At 32.8% G+C, this 16,825-nt stretch carries 14 protein-coding genes; 7 read left to right on the top strand and 7 right to left on the bottom strand.

Annotation, left to right across the window (positions count from 1 at the left end):
- Window positions 1-792 precede the first annotated feature (792 nt).
- The 4 genes from B2217_RS14500 to B2217_RS14485 form a co-directional block, all read right to left on the bottom strand.
- The gene (locus B2217_RS14500; protein WP_180905927.1) at window positions 793-1,734 is read right to left on the bottom strand and encodes a YihY/virulence factor BrkB family protein; all 942 of its coding nucleotides are present in this window, start codon (window positions 1,732-1,734) and stop codon (window positions 793-795) included.
- A 103-nt stretch (window positions 1,735-1,837) separates the two neighbouring features.
- Window positions 1,838-3,442: a pyruvate dehydrogenase complex dihydrolipoamide acetyltransferase gene (locus B2217_RS14495; protein WP_180905926.1), complete on the bottom strand. Its 1,605-nt coding sequence runs from the start codon at window positions 3,440-3,442 to the stop codon at window positions 1,838-1,840.
- A 5-nt stretch (window positions 3,443-3,447) separates the two neighbouring features.
- The gene (gene pdhA / locus B2217_RS14490) at window positions 3,448-4,452 is read right to left on the bottom strand and encodes a pyruvate dehydrogenase (acetyl-transferring) E1 component subunit alpha (RefSeq protein WP_114999057.1); all 1,005 of its coding nucleotides are present in this window, start codon (window positions 4,450-4,452) and stop codon (window positions 3,448-3,450) included.
- 56 nt (window positions 4,453-4,508) lie between these two features.
- A complete protein-coding gene (locus tag B2217_RS14485) occupies window positions 4,509-4,982 on the bottom strand; it encodes a cytidine deaminase (protein ID WP_038337075.1) in 474 nt (157 codons plus the stop codon).
- A gap of 107 nt (window positions 4,983-5,089) precedes the next feature.
- Here B2217_RS14485 and B2217_RS14480 point away from each other — a divergent pair, with 107 nt between their 5' ends.
- Window positions 5,090-6,616 (top strand): YifB family Mg chelatase-like AAA ATPase, encoded by a 1,527-nt coding sequence (locus B2217_RS14480; protein ID WP_114999055.1) that lies wholly within the window; start codon window positions 5,090-5,092, stop codon window positions 6,614-6,616.
- Window positions 6,617-6,731: 115 nt separating this feature from the next.
- Here B2217_RS14480 and B2217_RS14475 read toward each other — a convergent pair whose 3' ends face one another.
- The gene (locus B2217_RS14475; protein ID WP_291122963.1) at window positions 6,732-9,668 is read right to left on the bottom strand and encodes a VIT domain-containing protein; all 2,937 of its coding nucleotides are present in this window, start codon (window positions 9,666-9,668) and stop codon (window positions 6,732-6,734) included.
- Between the two features lie 205 nt (window positions 9,669-9,873).
- Between B2217_RS14475 and B2217_RS14470 the strand changes: the two genes are divergently transcribed.
- The gene (locus B2217_RS14470) at window positions 9,874-10,047 is read left to right on the top strand and encodes a hypothetical protein (protein WP_291122961.1); all 174 of its coding nucleotides are present in this window, start codon (window positions 9,874-9,876) and stop codon (window positions 10,045-10,047) included.
- Window positions 10,048-10,114: 67 nt separating this feature from the next.
- Here the strand turns inward: B2217_RS14470 and B2217_RS14465 are convergent, their stop codons facing one another.
- On the bottom strand, window positions 10,115-11,089 hold the full coding sequence (locus B2217_RS14465; RefSeq protein WP_038337083.1) for a PhoH family protein: 975 nt from the start codon (window positions 11,087-11,089) through the stop codon (window positions 10,115-10,117).
- 76 nt (window positions 11,090-11,165) lie between these two features.
- Between B2217_RS14465 and B2217_RS14460 the strand changes: the two genes are divergently transcribed.
- The 4 genes from B2217_RS14460 to gldG are packed head-to-tail and all read left to right on the top strand — an operon-like array spanning window position 11,166 to window position 14,996.
- A complete protein-coding gene (locus tag B2217_RS14460; RefSeq protein ID WP_114999051.1) occupies window positions 11,166-12,008 on the top strand; it encodes an SAM hydrolase/SAM-dependent halogenase family protein in 843 nt (280 codons plus the stop codon).
- A gap of 40 nt (window positions 12,009-12,048) precedes the next feature.
- The gene (locus tag B2217_RS14455) at window positions 12,049-12,594 is read left to right on the top strand and encodes a CopD family protein (RefSeq protein ID WP_291064987.1); all 546 of its coding nucleotides are present in this window, start codon (window positions 12,049-12,051) and stop codon (window positions 12,592-12,594) included.
- Window position 12,595: 1 nt separating this feature from the next.
- Window positions 12,596-13,324 carry an ABC transporter permease subunit gene (locus B2217_RS14450; RefSeq protein ID WP_291122959.1) on the top strand — a complete coding sequence of 243 codons (729 nt, stop codon included), beginning with the start codon at window positions 12,596-12,598 and terminating at the stop codon, window positions 13,322-13,324.
- A 4-nt stretch (window positions 13,325-13,328) separates the two neighbouring features.
- On the top strand, window positions 13,329-14,996 hold the full coding sequence (gldG, locus tag B2217_RS14445) for a gliding motility-associated ABC transporter substrate-binding protein GldG (RefSeq protein ID WP_291122957.1): 1,668 nt from the start codon (window positions 13,329-13,331) through the stop codon (window positions 14,994-14,996).
- 206 nt (window positions 14,997-15,202) lie between these two features.
- Here the strand turns inward: gldG and B2217_RS14440 are convergent, their stop codons facing one another.
- Window positions 15,203-15,553, bottom strand: a complete 351-nt coding sequence (locus B2217_RS14440; protein WP_114999046.1) for a 4Fe-4S dicluster domain-containing protein — start codon at window positions 15,551-15,553, stop codon at window positions 15,203-15,205.
- A 62-nt stretch (window positions 15,554-15,615) separates the two neighbouring features.
- Here B2217_RS14440 and B2217_RS14435 point away from each other — a divergent pair, with 62 nt between their 5' ends.
- Window positions 15,616-16,677 carry an acyl-CoA reductase gene (locus tag B2217_RS14435; RefSeq protein ID WP_180905921.1) on the top strand — a complete coding sequence of 354 codons (1,062 nt, stop codon included), beginning with the start codon at window positions 15,616-15,618 and terminating at the stop codon, window positions 16,675-16,677.
- The last annotated feature ends 148 nt before the right edge of the window (window positions 16,678-16,825 follow it).

Genomic DNA, 16,825 nt, shown 5'->3' with positions numbered 1-16,825 from the left:
ACGCGAAATATTTTTTGAAATTTTTAGGTTTAAAACGAGAGATCGACAATTTTAGACGGGAAAATGGATGATTTACGAGTGACGATTTTGGATTTACGAATGGAAAATTATGGGGATTTAGTGGAATAATAGAATAACAAAGGAAAATACTTTCATTTTGTCTTGATACAAAACATTTGAAATTAGGAAGAGAAACTCCTGTGGAGCTTAGATATATTCATTCATTTTGTCTTGATACAAAACATTTGAGATTAAGAGAAAAAATCATGAGATGATTTTGGGTATTAAAATCAAGACCTCAATAAAAAAGCTAAAATGATTCATTCTGCGCGAAAAGATTTAAAAACCTATCGGCTAAATCTTTTTCTTCGCTTCGAATTTCTTCATTTATGAACGCCTTTTTATTGAAAGGTCATTTTTTCGATTTAGTTAAAAATAAGAAAATTTGTTTTTGATTATTTGGATGTGATGCTGAAACGAGTTCAGCAGGACTGGGTGGAGATAATTTTATCGAGAGATTTATAAGAATACTAAAAAGGATTGTGTATATTATATAGTATATTTTTCTGTTTCTCGAAACTTAGAACTCATTACTTACTACTCTGAACTAAAAAAACACTCCTATAATCCCCTCAAGGGGATAGTTTCGTATTTCGTTTTTACCGCAAGAAATGATTAGACGGTGATGGTTTGCTGATTTAAGCAAATCAACAACGGATACTTTGTGGCTATCTACTCGGGAGAAATTGTCGCTTCGCGACAATTGTTTATTCAAAAAAAAATCAATTATTATTAATCGATACTTTTGTAATCGTGTTTTTCTGCAATATGATCTACAAAAGACACTTTTCTAAGCTTCGCATTTCGTTTTGGAATAATAGGGTAACCTTTGGCTTCGGCAAATACTTTTGTGAATTTTGCGCCGAAATATAGAATTGTTGCAACATAATAAATCCACAACAAAAGAATAACCAACGAACCTGCCGATCCAAAAATGGTAGAATATTTGGAGTTTGCGATATAAATACCAATTAAATATTTTGCAATAAAGAATAGAATCGCCGTAAAAAACGCTCCTACAAAAGCTTGTTTTGCTTTGATACGTGCATCGGGAAGAATCTTGAAGAGAATATAAAATATCAAAATCGAGATTGAAATACTCAATGTATTATTAAGAAGAATAACTGTGGTCTTCGTCATAATGGTATCGAGTTCGAAAAGACTGAAAATTTCTTCTCCAAAACTCATTAATATACTATTTAATATTACTGTTGCTATTAAAACTATTCCTAATGAAAGGATAATCAAAAATGAAAGCCCTCTATTTATTACAAATTTCAACCAAGCTCTACGAGGAACTGCTTCGACACGCCAAATAAGATTGAGACTATCTTGCATATCGGTGAACATTGTTGTAGAACCAAAAATCAAAATTCCGATACCTATATATAAAGCAAGCGAACTATCTCCTGAAATGGTAGAATTTGTAACAAAATTTTGTACAGCTAAAGCGACATCTGGACCAACAATATTTTTAAGCTCATAAAACATTCGGTTTTCGATAGCATCTTTCTTAAAGAATAAACTTGCACTGGAAATTACAATCAGAATTAATGGTGAAAGTGAAAACAATGCGTAATAAGTTAACGAAGCGCTCAATTTCATAATTCGGTCCTCACCAAATTCAACAATTGTCTGTTTTAAAATATTAAAGTAGAATTTTAGTTGCTTCATTAAATTAATTACTTTAGAGATTAAAGATACAAATTCATAAAATCTATAACAAAAAAAAGACCATTCGATGAATGGTCTTTAAAAAAATATATTAAATCTTAGCTTACACTAACATTGTAACAGGATTTTCGATGTACATTCTTAATGTTTGTAAGAATTGTGCACCTGTTGCTCCGTCTACTGTTCTGTGATCACAAGCTAAAGATAATTTCATTGTGTTACCAACTACAACTTGTCCGTCTTTTACAACTGGTTTTTGAATAATTGAACCAACTGATAGGATACAAGAGTTTGGTTGATTGATAATCGATGTGAATGATTCGATTCCAAACATACCTAAGTTTGAAACAGAGAATGTTGATTTTTCCATTTCATCTGCTTTTAATTTGCGATCTCTTGCACGACCTGCATAATCTTTGACCTCAGCAGAAATTTGAGCAAATGATTTTTGATCTGTATTTTTAACAACAGGAACCAATAAACCATCTTCTACAGCAACTGCCACACCGATATTGATATCTCCATGTTGAATAATTTCTGTATCTGTCCAAGTAGAATTAACAGCTGGATGTTTGCGTAAAGCCATTGCACATGCTTTCACAATCATATCGTTGAATGAAATTTTCGTATCAGGCACTGAGTTTAATTGTTTGCGCGCAGCAATCGCATTATCCATATCCAACTCTACATTTAAGTAATAATGAGGAGCTGTAAATTTAGATTCAGCCAAACGTTTAGCGATAACTTTTCTCATTTGAGAATTTGGAATCACTTTATCTTCTCCAGAAACAAAAGTTTGAGCTGGTTTAACTGATTCAGATTTTGCTTCCGCTTTTGGTTGAGCAGATGGTTGATAATTTTCGATATCTTTTTTCACGATACGTCCATTATCACCAGAACCTTTCACCTCTGCTAAATTAATTCCTTTATCTTTTGCAATTGTTTTTGCTAATGGCGATGCAAAAATACGATCAGAAGAAGAAGTTTCTTCAACCTTATTATTTACATCTAATTGTACAACTACTGGTTTTTCGTCATCAACAACTTCTGTAGAAACTGCTGGTGCAGCAACTTTACCTCCGTTTGCTACAATTGCAGAAACGTCAGTACCAGCTTCACCAATAATTGCTAAAACAGAATCTACTGGTGCAGGCTCGTTCACTTTAGCTCCTTGATATAATAAAACACCATCAAATTCTGATTCGAATTCTTGCACTGCTTTATCTGTTTCAATTTCTGCTAAAATATCACCTTCCGCAACTTGATCTCCAACATTTTTGTGCCAAACAACTACAGTTCCTTCTTCCATTGTATCAGAAAGGCGAGGCATTGTAATTACTTCCACATTTGCAGGGATTTCTGCAGCAGGTTTTGCTTCTTCTGTTTTTGTTTCGCTGGGAGTTGATTTTTCTTCTTTCACTTCAGTAGTCGCTTTTGCTCCTCCTCCGATTAAACCTGAAATATCTTCTCCTTCATTTCCGATGATTGCTAAAACTTCATCAACATTTGTTGATACACCTTCTGCAACACCTTGATATAATAATACTCCATCAAATTCTGATTCGAATTCTTGGATTGCTTTATCTGTTTCGATTTCTGCTAAGATATCACCCTCAGCAATTTTATCTCCTACATTTTTGTGCCATTTTACAACAGTTCCTTCTTCCATTGTATCGCTTAAGCGAGGCATTGTAATAATTTCTGCCATGGTTTTTAGTTGTTTTCGATTTTATCTAAGAATGGATAATTTTCTTCTGAATAGATATAATCATACATTACGTGTTCTTCTGGATAGTTAGAGTTTTCTGCAAATTCTGCACATTCTTCTACCATCACTTTTACTTCATCAACAATTGCATCTAATTGTTCTTTAGTTGCCCAATTGTTTACTAAGATATGATTCTCAACATTCAAGATTGGATCTTCTTGTTTGTACTCTTCTACCTCTTCTTTTGTACGATAAGGCTCAGCATCAGACATAGAGTGACCTCTATAACGATATGTACGTACATCTAAGAAAGTTGGTCCATCTCCACGACGCGCTCTTTCGATAGCTTCGTAAGCTGCTTCTGCAACTTTTACAGGATCCATACCATCTACAGGCATACAAGGCATTTCGTATCCTAAACCTAATTTCCAAATATCTTCGTGGTTTGCAGTACGAGAAACAGAAGTTCCCATAGCGTATTGATTGTTTTCGCACACAAAAACAACTGGTAATTTCCAGTTCATCGCCATGTTAAATGTTTCATGTAATGTTCCTTGACGAGTTGCACCATCTCCCATTAAACAGATTGTCACACCATCGCGGTTGAAGAATTTATCACCAAAAGCAATTCCTGCTCCTAATGGAATTTGTCCACCAACGATTCCGTGTCCTCCATAAAAATTATGTTCTTTACTGAAAACGTGCATAGATCCTCCTAAACCATGAGAAGTTCCTGTTTCTTTACCACATAATTCAGCCAAAATACGTTTTGGATCTACACCCAAAGCCATAGGCCAAACGTGACAACGATAAGCAGTAATCACATGATCTACTCCAGGTTTCATTGCATGAATAAAACCAGCTGGTAAAGCTTCTTGTCCATTGTATAAATGTAAGAAACCTCTAATTTTTTGCTTTAAATATAATGAACGACACTTATCTTCGAAGCGACGCCAAAAAGTCATATCACGATACCATTGTAGGTACGTTTCTTGCGTTAATTTTTCCATAATTGCACAATTCCGTTGGAACAAATTTAAACTAATCTATTTAGTGTACAAAATTGCTACCCTAAAAATTCATCAGTAAAATGCAATGGAAGCAAATCTTTAGCAGAATTTATCACCAAAACATCACCTTCTTTTCCAGATAAAATAATTTCGATTGGTTGCGATTGCTTCTTTTCGATCTCTAAAATATATTGACGACACATCCCGCATGGAGGCAATGGATAATTGACATTTGGCGTAGAAACAGCCAATTTTTCAATCTTAATATTTGGGAAGTTTGCATTTACATAAGCCAATAAACCTCTTTCGGCACAAGTTCCGACTGGATACGAAGCATTTTCTTGATTTGAACTCGAAAAAATTTCTCCATTTTCTAATTGAACAGATGCACCAACATTGAAATTAGAATAAGGCGCATATGCATTCAACGAAATATCATAAGCCTCTTCTACTACTTTTTTTTGTTCTGCTGCAAGCTCAGATTTACTCTCGAATCGTTCAAATTCAAAAGAATATTTTTCTTTTTTCATATAGAATTTACACCAAAGTGTATTATTTAATTAATTATTAAATACTTAAATCCTTTCAGCTATTTTATTCAATAGAAAAAGGAAGTAAATTTATAAAAAAATATTTTATGTTAGTGAAAATTTTTGCAAGTGCTATTTTCGGAGTTTCCGCAAAAACAATTATTGTGGAAGTTAATATTGATCAAGGTGTCGGGTATCATTTGGTTGGTTTGCCCGATAGCGCAATAAAAGAAAGTAATTTTAGGATAAATGCTGCACTAAAAAATTCTAATTTGAAATTACCTGGTAAAAAAATCACGATTAATATGGCGCCAGCAGATTTACAAAAAGAAGGTTCTGCCTATGATTTACCAATCGCAATTGGAATTTTAGCAGCTTCGGAGCAAGTAAATTCTGAACAACTCCATAAATTTATAATGATGGGCGAATTATCGCTAGATGGTTCACTTCGACCTATAAAAGGTGCATTGCCGATTGCAATACAAGCAAAAGAAGAAGGTTTCGAAGGAATTATTTTACCCAAACAAAATGCAGACGAAGCAGCTGTTGTAGAAGGAATCGATGTTTTTGCGGTTAATAACATCAGAGAAGTTGTTGATTATTTTAACGAAGAAATCATTTTACAACCTCATCAAGTTAATTTAGATGATTATTTTTTTAGTGAAATGAATAATTATCCTTTCGATTTTGCTGATGTAAAAGGTCAAGAAAATGTAAAACGTGCGATGGAAATCGCTGCTGCAGGAGGACATAACATTATTTTGATCGGTCCTCCAGGAAGTGGAAAAACAATGTTAGCCAAACGAATTGCTTCAATTCTTCCGAAAATGACCGTACAAGAAGCGCTCGAAACAACAAAAATTCATAGCGTTGCTGGAAAATTATCTAACAAATCATTAATTGTAAGTCGTCCTTTTTCTAGTCCACATCATTCTATATCGGATGTCGCCTTAGTCGGCGGTGGTTCTTATCCACAACCTGGAGAAATTTCTTTGGCGCATAATGGTGTTTTGTTTTTGGATGAATTACCCGAATTTAAGCGAACTGTTTTAGAAGTTATGCGTCAACCTTTGGAAGATCGAGAAGTCACAATTTCGAGGGCAAAATTCACTGTGAATTATCCTGCGAGTTTTATGTTAGTAGCTTCTATGAATCCAAGTCCGAGCGGTTATTTTATGGATGATCCAAACAACACTTCCTCTTTAGCGGAAATGCAACGTTATATGAATAAAATTTCTGGACCACTTTTGGACCGAATTGATTTACATATCGAAGTGAATCCTGTTCCGTTTGATGATTTGTCGCAAGAACGTCGTGGCGAAAAAAGTGCTGTGATTCGTGAACGTGTCATTAATGCAAGAAATATCCAGACCAAACGATTTGAAAATACAAAAGTCCATTACAACTCGCAAATGGGACCAAAAGAGTTGGATACTTTTTGTGATTTAGATGATCATTCGAAGCATTTAATCAAAGTTGTTATGGAAAAATTAAATCTTTCTGCTCGTGCGTATGATCGAATTATTAGGGTTGGACGAACAATTGCAGATTTAGATAATTCTGAAACTATTCTTTCGAAACATATTAGCGAAGCTATTCAGTACAGAAGTTTGGATCGTAATCAGTGGATGTGACTGTTGTAAAATGTAGTATGTATGTAAGTAAAATGTATATAAATACGTTGTCATTCTGAAATAAATACAGCTTGACAAAAAAAAGGAATCTCTTTCAAGATTCCTTTTCCATTTACTAAAATTCAAATTCACCAACCAAAATTCCTTCGCCACCAGAATTTGGCTTGTTATTTTGGAAAGTAATCATTTTCTTCACTTGTTTTCCAGAGCTATACATCAAGTAAATCTCTGCCGAAATAGTTGTCGATCCCGAAATACTCATTTGTCTTTCTCCGAAAAAATTCGTTTCAATTTTATATTTTCCTTTAATCGCTTTTTTTAACATAAATTGTTCTGGTCCGAAACCTTGCGTTACATCTTCGCTCATTCGTCCACCAATACCAGTTGTACGATTTCCGTAGAAACATTTTTCGCCATTTGGATCGGTCACCCACAAATCAATATCCGTCATATCTTTGTTCCAATTCATCACCACACGAATATCAACTGGAATATCTGCAATGATATCTTTATTGATCTTCGATAAATCTAATTCTTTGCGATAAAGCGAAACTAGATTATTAATTTCAGGCACAATAATCTCTGTAATATCGCGATCGCGATTGGCAATTTCTACTGAATAATCATTCGTTAATACTTTATACAGATATTCTAAAGCCGTTTGATATTGCTCGTTATCTTGCAACGCCAATGCATAATCTCTATAACTTTGCGCATCAAAAGGTCGCCAATCCAAGACTTTTTTCGTGATAAATAATTCGGTTTGATATTCCTCAATTTCTTTCAATTTGTATGCTAACATTTTATACAATTCTGCATCTTCTAAACCTAAATCTGCAATTGAACTTAAAATTTTAAGACCAGTTTCTCTTTCTTTTTTCTGAAAGAAAAATGTTGCCACATCAAAATAATACGCAGGCGTTTCGGCATAATCTTTTCTCAAATCTAAATAAGTTTGATACGGATTTTTAGACGCTTCTATCAACTTCATATATTCTTTATCCGATTTTACATTGACGATTTTAATTTCTGGAACCGAAGCTGATGATTGATCCTTCATTTTTTTATCAGAAACAAAATTAGCCGAAGCATAACCTAAACTTCTCGATTCTCTTCTCACTCCATTTGCTGTAACTACCATAGCTTGTATATCTGCACTAGATTCACTCTCCATTACAGCTGTTGTTCTAGGTTCTGGCATCACATGTTGCACTTGCGCAGTTTCTTCTATAGCCATAGCAGAATCCACAACAGGCTTTGGATATTTTGGTTTTACATATTTAAAATCTTTCTTCCACCACTCTTTCAATTCCTTTGTTTTCGCAATTGCATTTTTCAACAAATCAGCTTTTCGAGTTTCTTTTTGTTCAAAACCTTGTTTCGATAATTTATTAAATTCATTTTGCAATTCCGCTGGTGGATTGATTTTATACTTTACATAATCCGAAACATTTTCCAAAACAATCAAACTTGTGTTCGATGTTACAATAGAAAATTGTTTTCCAATTTCTTCAATTTCTGTTTTATTTTGTTCTGGATTCAATTCCAAATAATTCACTTTACTTTGTGCCCAAATTTTACTGATTTCAAGATTTTGAGTTGCTTTACTCAAATCCAATTCTTTGTTAAATTCTACTTTTCCATTTCGTCCAAACATCATCGTTAATTTTGCATTTGGATACTGAGAAATTCCCGCAATCGAAATTCCATTGTTCACATCATTTGTCGAAATTGGATAAACTTCTCCCGCTGTATTGTTGATAATTCCTAAGAATTGAACTGAACTTTCATTGATTTGTTTGAACGCATTTTCTACAGAATTTTCATTAAGATTGATAAATTTTCCTCCAACTTTTTGCGCAATCATTTTCAAAACGCCATAATTAGAAGTCGGCGAAGACGCAATTGTATAAAAAGGTTTATCGATGTTAAAAATATTCGAGCCAAAAGACGAAATTCCGTCAGAAAATAAAAGATATTCGTCTGCTTTCAAATTTGTTGGAAGAATTTTCGCATAATTTGTTCCTCCATCATACGTCGCATTTTCCAAATATTTTTTCAATTCAGACCAATCACCATTTTTAATTTGAAACAATCTCGATTTTTCCAAAGAAATATTCAACAACGATACTTCTATATTCAGATTTTTTTGTTGAGAAATAATTTTGTCTAAAAATTCTAATTCTTTTTGATGATTTCGTTTCAAACCACTTAACGAATTATCCCAAATAATTCCGATATTTTTTGACCAAACTTTAGGTTGTGATTTCCCTTCAACCAATAAATTAGCATAAAAATAAACCGAACCATCTACATTTTTCTGAACAAAAGATTCTACATTATTTGGCGATTTTGGAAGATTAATAATTAATGATTTTTTAGGCGTAAAATCTGTTTTCGACAAATTCGCCTCATATATATTACTATTTTCAGAAAAATTGAACGAGCCATCTGGCGTTTCAACCAATTGTGGTTTTCCAGCAGCATTGTACACTTTTGTTGTCAAATTAAACTTCGCAATTTTTTTCGAAGAATCTAACGGCAAATGATATTGATACGACGATTTATCCAATTTTAATTCTTGGTAATACGATAACTGAATCGTACGTGAACCTTTTGCTGGAATCGGAGAAATACGAGTTCGAAAATTATTTCCTTCTACTTTTTCAATGATTCCAGGGTCGATATTTTGCTTCTGAATACTTTCGAAAACCTCAACCGCACGCACTTTTGTAACAGGAACTGCATTTCGAAATTTTCCATTAATATCAATTGCATATCCACTAACAGTCGTGTTTTCGGGCAAAGGGAAAACTAAATTCCCTTCAAGATTTCGACTTGATGAATTTGTAAAAACTAAAGTTGTTGTCGTTTTGTCCAAATTTCCAAAAATCTCAACTTGCACATCCATCGATTGCAAACTCACAGAATTTTCGTCTGGGCGTTCACCAATTTCGATACGTGGAAATCCGATTCGAACATCTTGCGCATTTATTTTTGTAGAAAAAAACATTCCAACAAAAACTAAGAAAAAAGAAAATAACTTTTTCATATTGTTTGATTTGTAAGTTAGATGCAACAAATTACAAAAAGGTTGGTTGACGTGAAAAAATTTTGAGTTGTGAGTTTTTGAGTGGTAAGTTTATTTTAGATTCCCCTTTTGTCGGAATAACATTTACTTGATTTTAGAATCGAATATTTTTTACAAAAATTAGAAATAAATCATTATATTTGATTGGATTACAATTTATAATAAAATGAAAAATATATTATATATAACGGGATTAGTTTTAATATTAACTTCAATTTTATTAATCTTAAAATTTTCTGATTCTAATAGAATGAGTTTAATTGCAGGAATGGTTTTGCCAATAGGATTAGCGTTTAACACTTTAGGTTTTACTTTAAAAACTAATCCACTAAAAGAATAATTTAATATTCTGCCATAAATATTAAATCGAAAAGCCAATTGCTCTTGGAAACAATTGGCTTTTTGATTTATTTTTTAATATCTATTTTCTCTCGCTCTTTATCTTCGCTCACTTTGTAAGCTTTCAAGACTTCGCGAACAATTTTGTGTCTAACAACATCTTTATCATCCAAATAAATAAATCCGATATCTTTTACATCTTTCAAGATATTAATTGCTTCACGTAAACCAGATTTTTGTTTTGGTGGTAAATCGACCTGACCTGGATCTCCTGTGATAATAAATTTAGAATTTTTTCCCATACGCGTCAAAAACATTTTCATCTGAGCATAGGTTGTGTTTTGTGCTTCATCAAGAATTACAAAAGCTCCGTCCAATGTTCGACCACGCATAAATGCTAAAGGCGCTACTTCTATCACTCCTTTTTCGGTATAAGACGAAAGTTTCTCGAACGGAATCATATCTTTCAACGCATCGTACAAAGGTTGTAAATATGGATCTAATTTATCTTTCATATCACCTGGTAAAAAACCTAAATTCTCGCCAGCTTCTACAGCAGGACGTGTCATAATAATTCGGCGAACTTCTTTGTTCTTCAATGCTTGTACCGCCAACGCAACAGCCGTATAGGTTTTTCCCGTACCAGCAGGTCCAATTGCAAACACCATATCTTTGTTGTAAACAGTTTGTACCAGCTTTTGTTGATTAGGCGTTTGAGGTTTGATGATTTTACCATTTACACCGTGTACAATAATTTCATCTTCTTTTTTCATTTGAAGCATTTCATTATTATCTTCGGTCATAATGATTTCGAGTTCGCGATCAGATAGTCGATTGTATTTGTGAATATGCTGAATTACTCGTTGCATTTTTTGGTCAAATACTTTCAGAACATCTTCATTTCCAAACACTGTCAACTCTCTTCCGCGAGCAACAATCTTTAATTTTGGATAATATTCTTTGATTCTTTTTAGATGTTCATTATTAGCACCATAAAAATCTTGAGCATTAATTTCGGCTAATTCAATATTAATTTCTGTCAAATGAGATTGTTTTTTTGGTTCACTTACACAAAAATAAAGAATAATAAACAATATATTTGCTAATTATTAGAGAATAGTGGCAATTATTACATTAACATCGGATTTTGGAGTCAAAGATTACTTTGTTTCTAGCGTTAAAGGCGCAATTCTAAAAGAATTGGCCGATGTTACAATTGTAGATATTTCGCATCATGTTAATCCCTATGATTTATCTGAAGCTGCCTATATCATTCGTAATTCTTACGAAGAATTTCCCGACGGAACTATACATATTATTGGAATTAATGCCTTAAGTACGCCTTATCAGAAGCCGATTTGTGCATTAATCAATCATCATTATTTTATTTGTGCAGATAATGGAATTTTATCCTTGATTTGCCAAAAAAATCAACCAGAAGAAATTTACGAAATCACTGCTTATCCAGAAGGAATAGACAGTTTATTTCCAATGAAAAATTGTTTTGTACCAGTTGCATGTCACTTGGCGCGCGGCGGAGTTCCTGCTCTTTTAGGGAACAAACGTACCGAAATGAAGCAATTGAATGAGTTGAAACCAATTTATCGCGATGATAAATATATCATAGGAAATGTGATTTATATTGATCATTTTGGAAATGTTGTGAGTAATATTTCGAAAGATTTTTTCGATGAAATTGCACAAGACAGAAAATATAAAATTTTGCTTCGTCAGAAAGATTTCTCGATGACCGATATTACTGTTATTTATGAGCATTACAACGAAGTTGTACAAGATTTTAACAAAGAAGTGCAAGCTTTTGGACGAACATTGTGTTTGTTTAATTCGGCAGGATTTTTAGAAGTTACTTTATACAAGAGTAATCCAACAATATCAGGAGGTGCAAATCAGTTAATGGGATTAAAGAAAAACGATACAATTACAATTGAATTTGAAAATTAACGCTGAGAAAATTTAGTATTAGAGAGTTTACAATAACTATATGACTTATAATTATTTAATATACAAAGCAATACACGTTATCTTCGTGGTAAGTTACTTTGCTGGTTTATTTTACATTGTTCGTTTGATGATTTATCATACAGAAACGCAACAAATGGAAGAACCAAAAAAATCAATTTTGCAGGATCAATATACCTACATGGAGAAAAAATTATGGAATGTAATTACCGCTCCTGCTTTGGTTATTTTGATTACAATGGGATTGAATATGCTTTACAAAAATCAAGGTTTATTACAAATACCGTGGATGAAAAGTAAATTAGGAATGATAAGTGTTTTATTAATTTATCATTTTTGGTGCTGGCGAACGTTGAAACAAATCCAAAATAAAGTTTTCAAATACACTTCTGTTCAATTGCGAATGATGAACGAATTGGCGACTATTTTATTATTTGTTATCGTGTTTGCTGTGATTCAAAAAACAGATTTTGGTCAAAATTGGTATTGGTCGATTGTCAGTTTCTTTGGTTGTGGTATACTACTTATGCTTATTGTGCGTTTAATTAATCGTAATAATAAAAAATAACATGTGGACAATCTTCAAAAAAGAGTTTTCCAATTTTTATTTAGGCTTTACCGCCTATTTAGCAACCGCAACATTTGCTATCGTTTCGGTTTTATTCCTTTGGTTTTTTGATAACGAATTCAATGTTTTCAATACTGGAAATGCTTCTTTAAGTAGTTTTTTCTTTGTTGGACCTTGGATTTTTCTATTCATGATTCCAGCTTTAACGATGAAATTAATCGCAGAAGAGCAAGCAAACGGAACACTATTGTGGTTATTCACACTACCTATAAAAAATAACCAAATTATTTGGGGCAAATATTTAGCAGTCGTTTCAGTTGTTGTTTTTTGTTTACTTTCAACTTTCTTGTTCACGATTACGTTGCAAGAATTTTTGATGCCCGAACAAGAATTAGATTACGGAACAATTTTTTCTGGTTATTTAGGACTTTTCTTTCTAGGAAGTTTATTCGCCGCAATTGGTTTATTTACTTCATCTATTACCAAAAATCAAGTAATGGCTTATGTTTTGGCGGTTTTCTTTTGCTTCATTATTTTTTATGGATTCGAAAGTTTAGCGTCATATAATTTACTTGGTTCGATGGATTTCTATGTTCAAAAAATTGGAAGTTTTACACATTACAACCAGTTTTTGAAAGGAATTATTGACACACGAGATTTACTTTACTTTTTGATTTTGATTGGAATCTTGAATCAAATTTCAATTGTTAATCTTGAAAATAAAAAATAGTGCCATGAAAAAATTAAACAAAAAACATCTAATTACTTTCATCGCATTTATCGCGCTTTTTATCATTGCTCAATTTTTTTATACGCGAATTGACATGACAAAAGACAAACGTTTTACGTTAACTTCTACAACCGAAAAGTTAGTAGAAAATGTAAAACAACCGCTTAAAATTGAAATTCTTTTGGGTGGAGATTTAACAGGTGATTACAGAATTTTGAAGAACGAAATTCAATTTTTATTAGACGAACTTCGCGAAAAAAATAGTAATATTTCTTATTCTTTTGTTGATCCTGTAGATTTAGGACAAGCCGAATTAGAGCAAAATAAATTAGCTCCAGTTCCAATTAAAACAGACAAAGGAATTTTGAATGTTTATCCGTATGCAAAATTAACTTACGGTGACAAATCGACTTATATGGAGGTTTTAGTGAATGACCCTTCTACTCCATTTGAAAAATTAGCATTAGCATCTACTGAAAAATTAGAATATTTATTTGCCGAAAAAATTCAGAAAGCAACCAATTTTGAGCGCAAGCGTATTGGTTTCATTGTTCATCATGACGAATTACCTGAAGCAAATATTCAAGGGTTAGGCTCTGCTTTGTCAGAAAAATATGATGTGGAGATTTATCTAAATCCAATTGCAAACAAATCGTTTTCTTTACAGCCTTCTGATTTCGATAGTTTGAAACGTTTTGATGCCTTGATTGTAGCAAAACCTACATTACCTTTTTCTGATATGGATAAATTGGTTTTGGATCAATATATCATGAATGGAGGAAAAATGATGATGGCTGTTGAAACTGTGGATGCTGAAATGGACTCTATTTTCCGAAGTGGAAAAATCGTTGCTTTTCCAAGAGATTTAAAGTTAAATGATTTCTTATTCAATTATGGTGTTCGTATTCATCCGGCTGTTATAAAAGATATGAATGGTGCACAAATTGTTTTGGCAGATGGCGAAACAGCAGGAAATACAAGTTACAATTATTACAATTGGCCTTATTTTGAGTTAGGAATTAAAGGAGAAGAAAACCCAATTACAAGTTCCATAGATCCTGTTTTATTTCAATTTGCGAATCCGATCGAATTACTGAAAAATCCAAATATCAAACAAACTGTTTTATTAAGTTCTTCTGAACAATCAAGTTTGAAACCTGCTTTAAATTATATTCAATTAAATGAAGTCGAAATCGAGAATCCTGAAGAATATAAAATGGGTAAAATTCCGATGGCAGTTTTGTTAGAAGGTAATTTCAATTCGGCTTATGCTTCGCGTTACGAACGTAAAGAATTTCCGAATTTCAAGCCAAAAACTACCGATGGTAAAATGATTGTCATTTCGGACGGAGATGTTTTGAAAAATGCTTTGTGGAGAGGAATTCCGATGCAATTAGGAGAAAATAAATTTTCGGTTCGCCCAGATAATCCAGATGGAAAACCGAAAACATACGCCAACCAAACATTCTTAATGAATGCGATGGATTATTTATTAGGTGATTCTGATTTCTTGGCTTTACGCAATCGTAAATTAGAAATTCCGTTGTTAAGTGAAACAACTGTTTTACAAGAAAAATCGACTTGGCAAATGATTAATTTACTTGTTCCAACTGCTATTATTGGTTTATTGGCTGGAATTGGATTTTGGATAAGAAAGAAAAGATATTCTTAAAAAAACGAATTTCGAAGCTCGAGTTTCGAGTTTCGAAAATTAATAAAATGCAATAGGGATTGAAGTGGAAATCCTTTTTTGATAACTGAACGAAGTCGAAGTTTGAGAAAAAGATTGGAACGAAAAGCCCGCCCGAAGGGATTGCCCAAAAACTAAAAAAACCTCTCAAATTCTGAGAGGTTTTTATATGTAAAGTTGTGACGATTTTACTCTAAGTGCATAAACGCTTTTTTGCTCAAAAGGCGCTCCTCGCTTTCTACGTGGTTATCATCAGGCACACAACAATCCACTGGACAAACTGCCGCACATTGTGGTTCTTCGTGGAAACCTTTACATTCAGTACATTTATCGGGAACAATGTAATAAACCTCATCACTCACAGGATCTTGCACCGCATCAGCATCAAAAGTTGCGCCGTCTACGTTTACAATTGTCCCGCTAAGAGAAGTTCCATCAGAATATTTCCAATCTACCGCAGCTTCATAAATCGCGTTATTTGGACATTCTGGCTCACAAGCTCCACAATTTATACATTCATCTGTAATAATTATAGCCATTGTATCTGTTTTTTTATTTCCTACATTTGCAACTACAAAATTACATTTAATTTTCAGAAAAAATGACATTTGAACAAAGGATTTCAGCATTTAACGAATTGGGGCAGTTTTTTAATTTTATTATAAATAATGATTCAATTAAAGACGCGGAACTGACAGAAAAATTCGAGAATTGGAAAGAAGAAGCTGAATATGCGGTGAGCGATGCAGAAGCCTACAACAATTGGTTTACAAAAGATAATATTACGTTAGCCTTGAAAAGTTGGGCAAAAGCTTTAACGGAAGAAAATTTATTGGCTTGGACGAAAGATTATCCATTTGCTGAAACACCAAAAAATGTTGGAATTATAATGGCAGGAAATTTACCTTTGGTTGGTTTTCATGATTTGCTTTCTGTTGTTATTTCTGGAAATAATGCGTTGATTAAAACTTCATCAAAAGATGATAAATTAATCAAATTAGCGATAAAATATTTGTATTCGATTGATGAAAATTTCAAATCGATTATTCAAACTGTTGAACGATTAGAAAATTTTGATGCGGTTATTGCAACTGGAAGTAATAACACGGCACGCTATTTTGAACAATATTTTGGAAAAGTTCCTAACATTATTCGTAAAAATAGAACTTCAGTTGCTGTATTGAATGGTTCGGAAACTGATGAAGAATTGAAAAAATTGGGTAACGACTTATTCATTTATTTTGGATTAGGTTGCCGAAATGTGACGAAACTTTATGTAAAAGATGAAGCGCAATTACCAAAAATTTTCGAAGCTATTTTTTCTTATGGTGATGTGATTAATCATCCTAAATATGCAAATAATTACGATTACAATCGTGCAATATTTTTGTTAGGAAAAGATGAATTTTTAGACAATAATTTTGTTCTGATGAAAAAAGATACAGCTTTACATTCTCCAATTGCAGTTGTAAATTTTGAAGTTTATGAAGATGTAAATGATGTAAAAAATTATTTGATTGAAAATGAAGATCAAATACAATGCGTGGTTGGAAACGATATGAGAGATAATCCGAATTATGTTGAATTTGGGCAAACTCAATTCCCAAAATTAACAGATTATGCCGATAATATTGATACGCTGAAATTTTTGGCAGAGTTGTAGATGTTAGATGCAAAAATAATTTAATTATAGATTCCTCCATTCGTCGGAATGACATCTACCTTATGTCTTGTTGAACTCGTTTCAACATCGCATCCAAATTATCAATACACAAAAAGAGAATCCTAAAGATTCTCTTTTTGTGTATTGA

Origin of the sequence: Empedobacter sp. UBA7620 (assembly GCF_002484185.1) — a bacterium.
GTDB lineage: Bacteria > Bacteroidota > Bacteroidia > Flavobacteriales > Weeksellaceae > Empedobacter > Empedobacter falsenii_C.
Note: the sequence above shows the minus strand (reverse complement) of the source record. Positions and strands in the feature narration are given on the sequence as shown.

Excerpts from the sequence above, each read along its gene's own strand:
- B2217_RS14500 (WP_180905927.1), bottom strand. The coding sequence starts at position 1,734 with ATGAAGCAACTAAAATTCTACTTTAATATTTTAAAACAGACAATTGTT.
- B2217_RS14495 (WP_180905926.1), bottom strand. The coding sequence starts at position 3,442 with ATGGCAGAAATTATTACAATGCCTCGCTTAAGCGATACAATGGAAGAA.
- pdhA (WP_114999057.1), bottom strand. The coding sequence starts at position 4,452 with ATGGAAAAATTAACGCAAGAAACGTACCTACAATGGTATCGTGATATG.
- B2217_RS14485 (WP_038337075.1), bottom strand. The coding sequence starts at position 4,982 with ATGAAAAAAGAAAAATATTCTTTTGAATTTGAACGATTCGAGAGTAAA.
- B2217_RS14480 (WP_114999055.1), top strand. The coding sequence starts at position 5,090 with ATGTTAGTGAAAATTTTTGCAAGTGCTATTTTCGGAGTTTCCGCAAAA.
- B2217_RS14475 (WP_291122963.1), bottom strand. The coding sequence starts at position 9,668 with ATGAAAAAGTTATTTTCTTTTTTCTTAGTTTTTGTTGGAATGTTTTTT.
- B2217_RS14470 (WP_291122961.1), top strand. The coding sequence starts at position 9,874 with ATGAAAAATATATTATATATAACGGGATTAGTTTTAATATTAACTTCA.
- B2217_RS14455 (WP_291064987.1), top strand. The coding sequence starts at position 12,049 with ATGACTTATAATTATTTAATATACAAAGCAATACACGTTATCTTCGTG.
- B2217_RS14450 (WP_291122959.1), top strand. The coding sequence starts at position 12,596 with ATGTGGACAATCTTCAAAAAAGAGTTTTCCAATTTTTATTTAGGCTTT.
- gldG (WP_291122957.1), top strand. The coding sequence starts at position 13,329 with ATGAAAAAATTAAACAAAAAACATCTAATTACTTTCATCGCATTTATC.
- B2217_RS14440 (WP_114999046.1), bottom strand. The coding sequence starts at position 15,553 with ATGGCTATAATTATTACAGATGAATGTATAAATTGTGGAGCTTGTGAG.
- B2217_RS14435 (WP_180905921.1), top strand. The coding sequence starts at position 15,616 with ATGACATTTGAACAAAGGATTTCAGCATTTAACGAATTGGGGCAGTTT.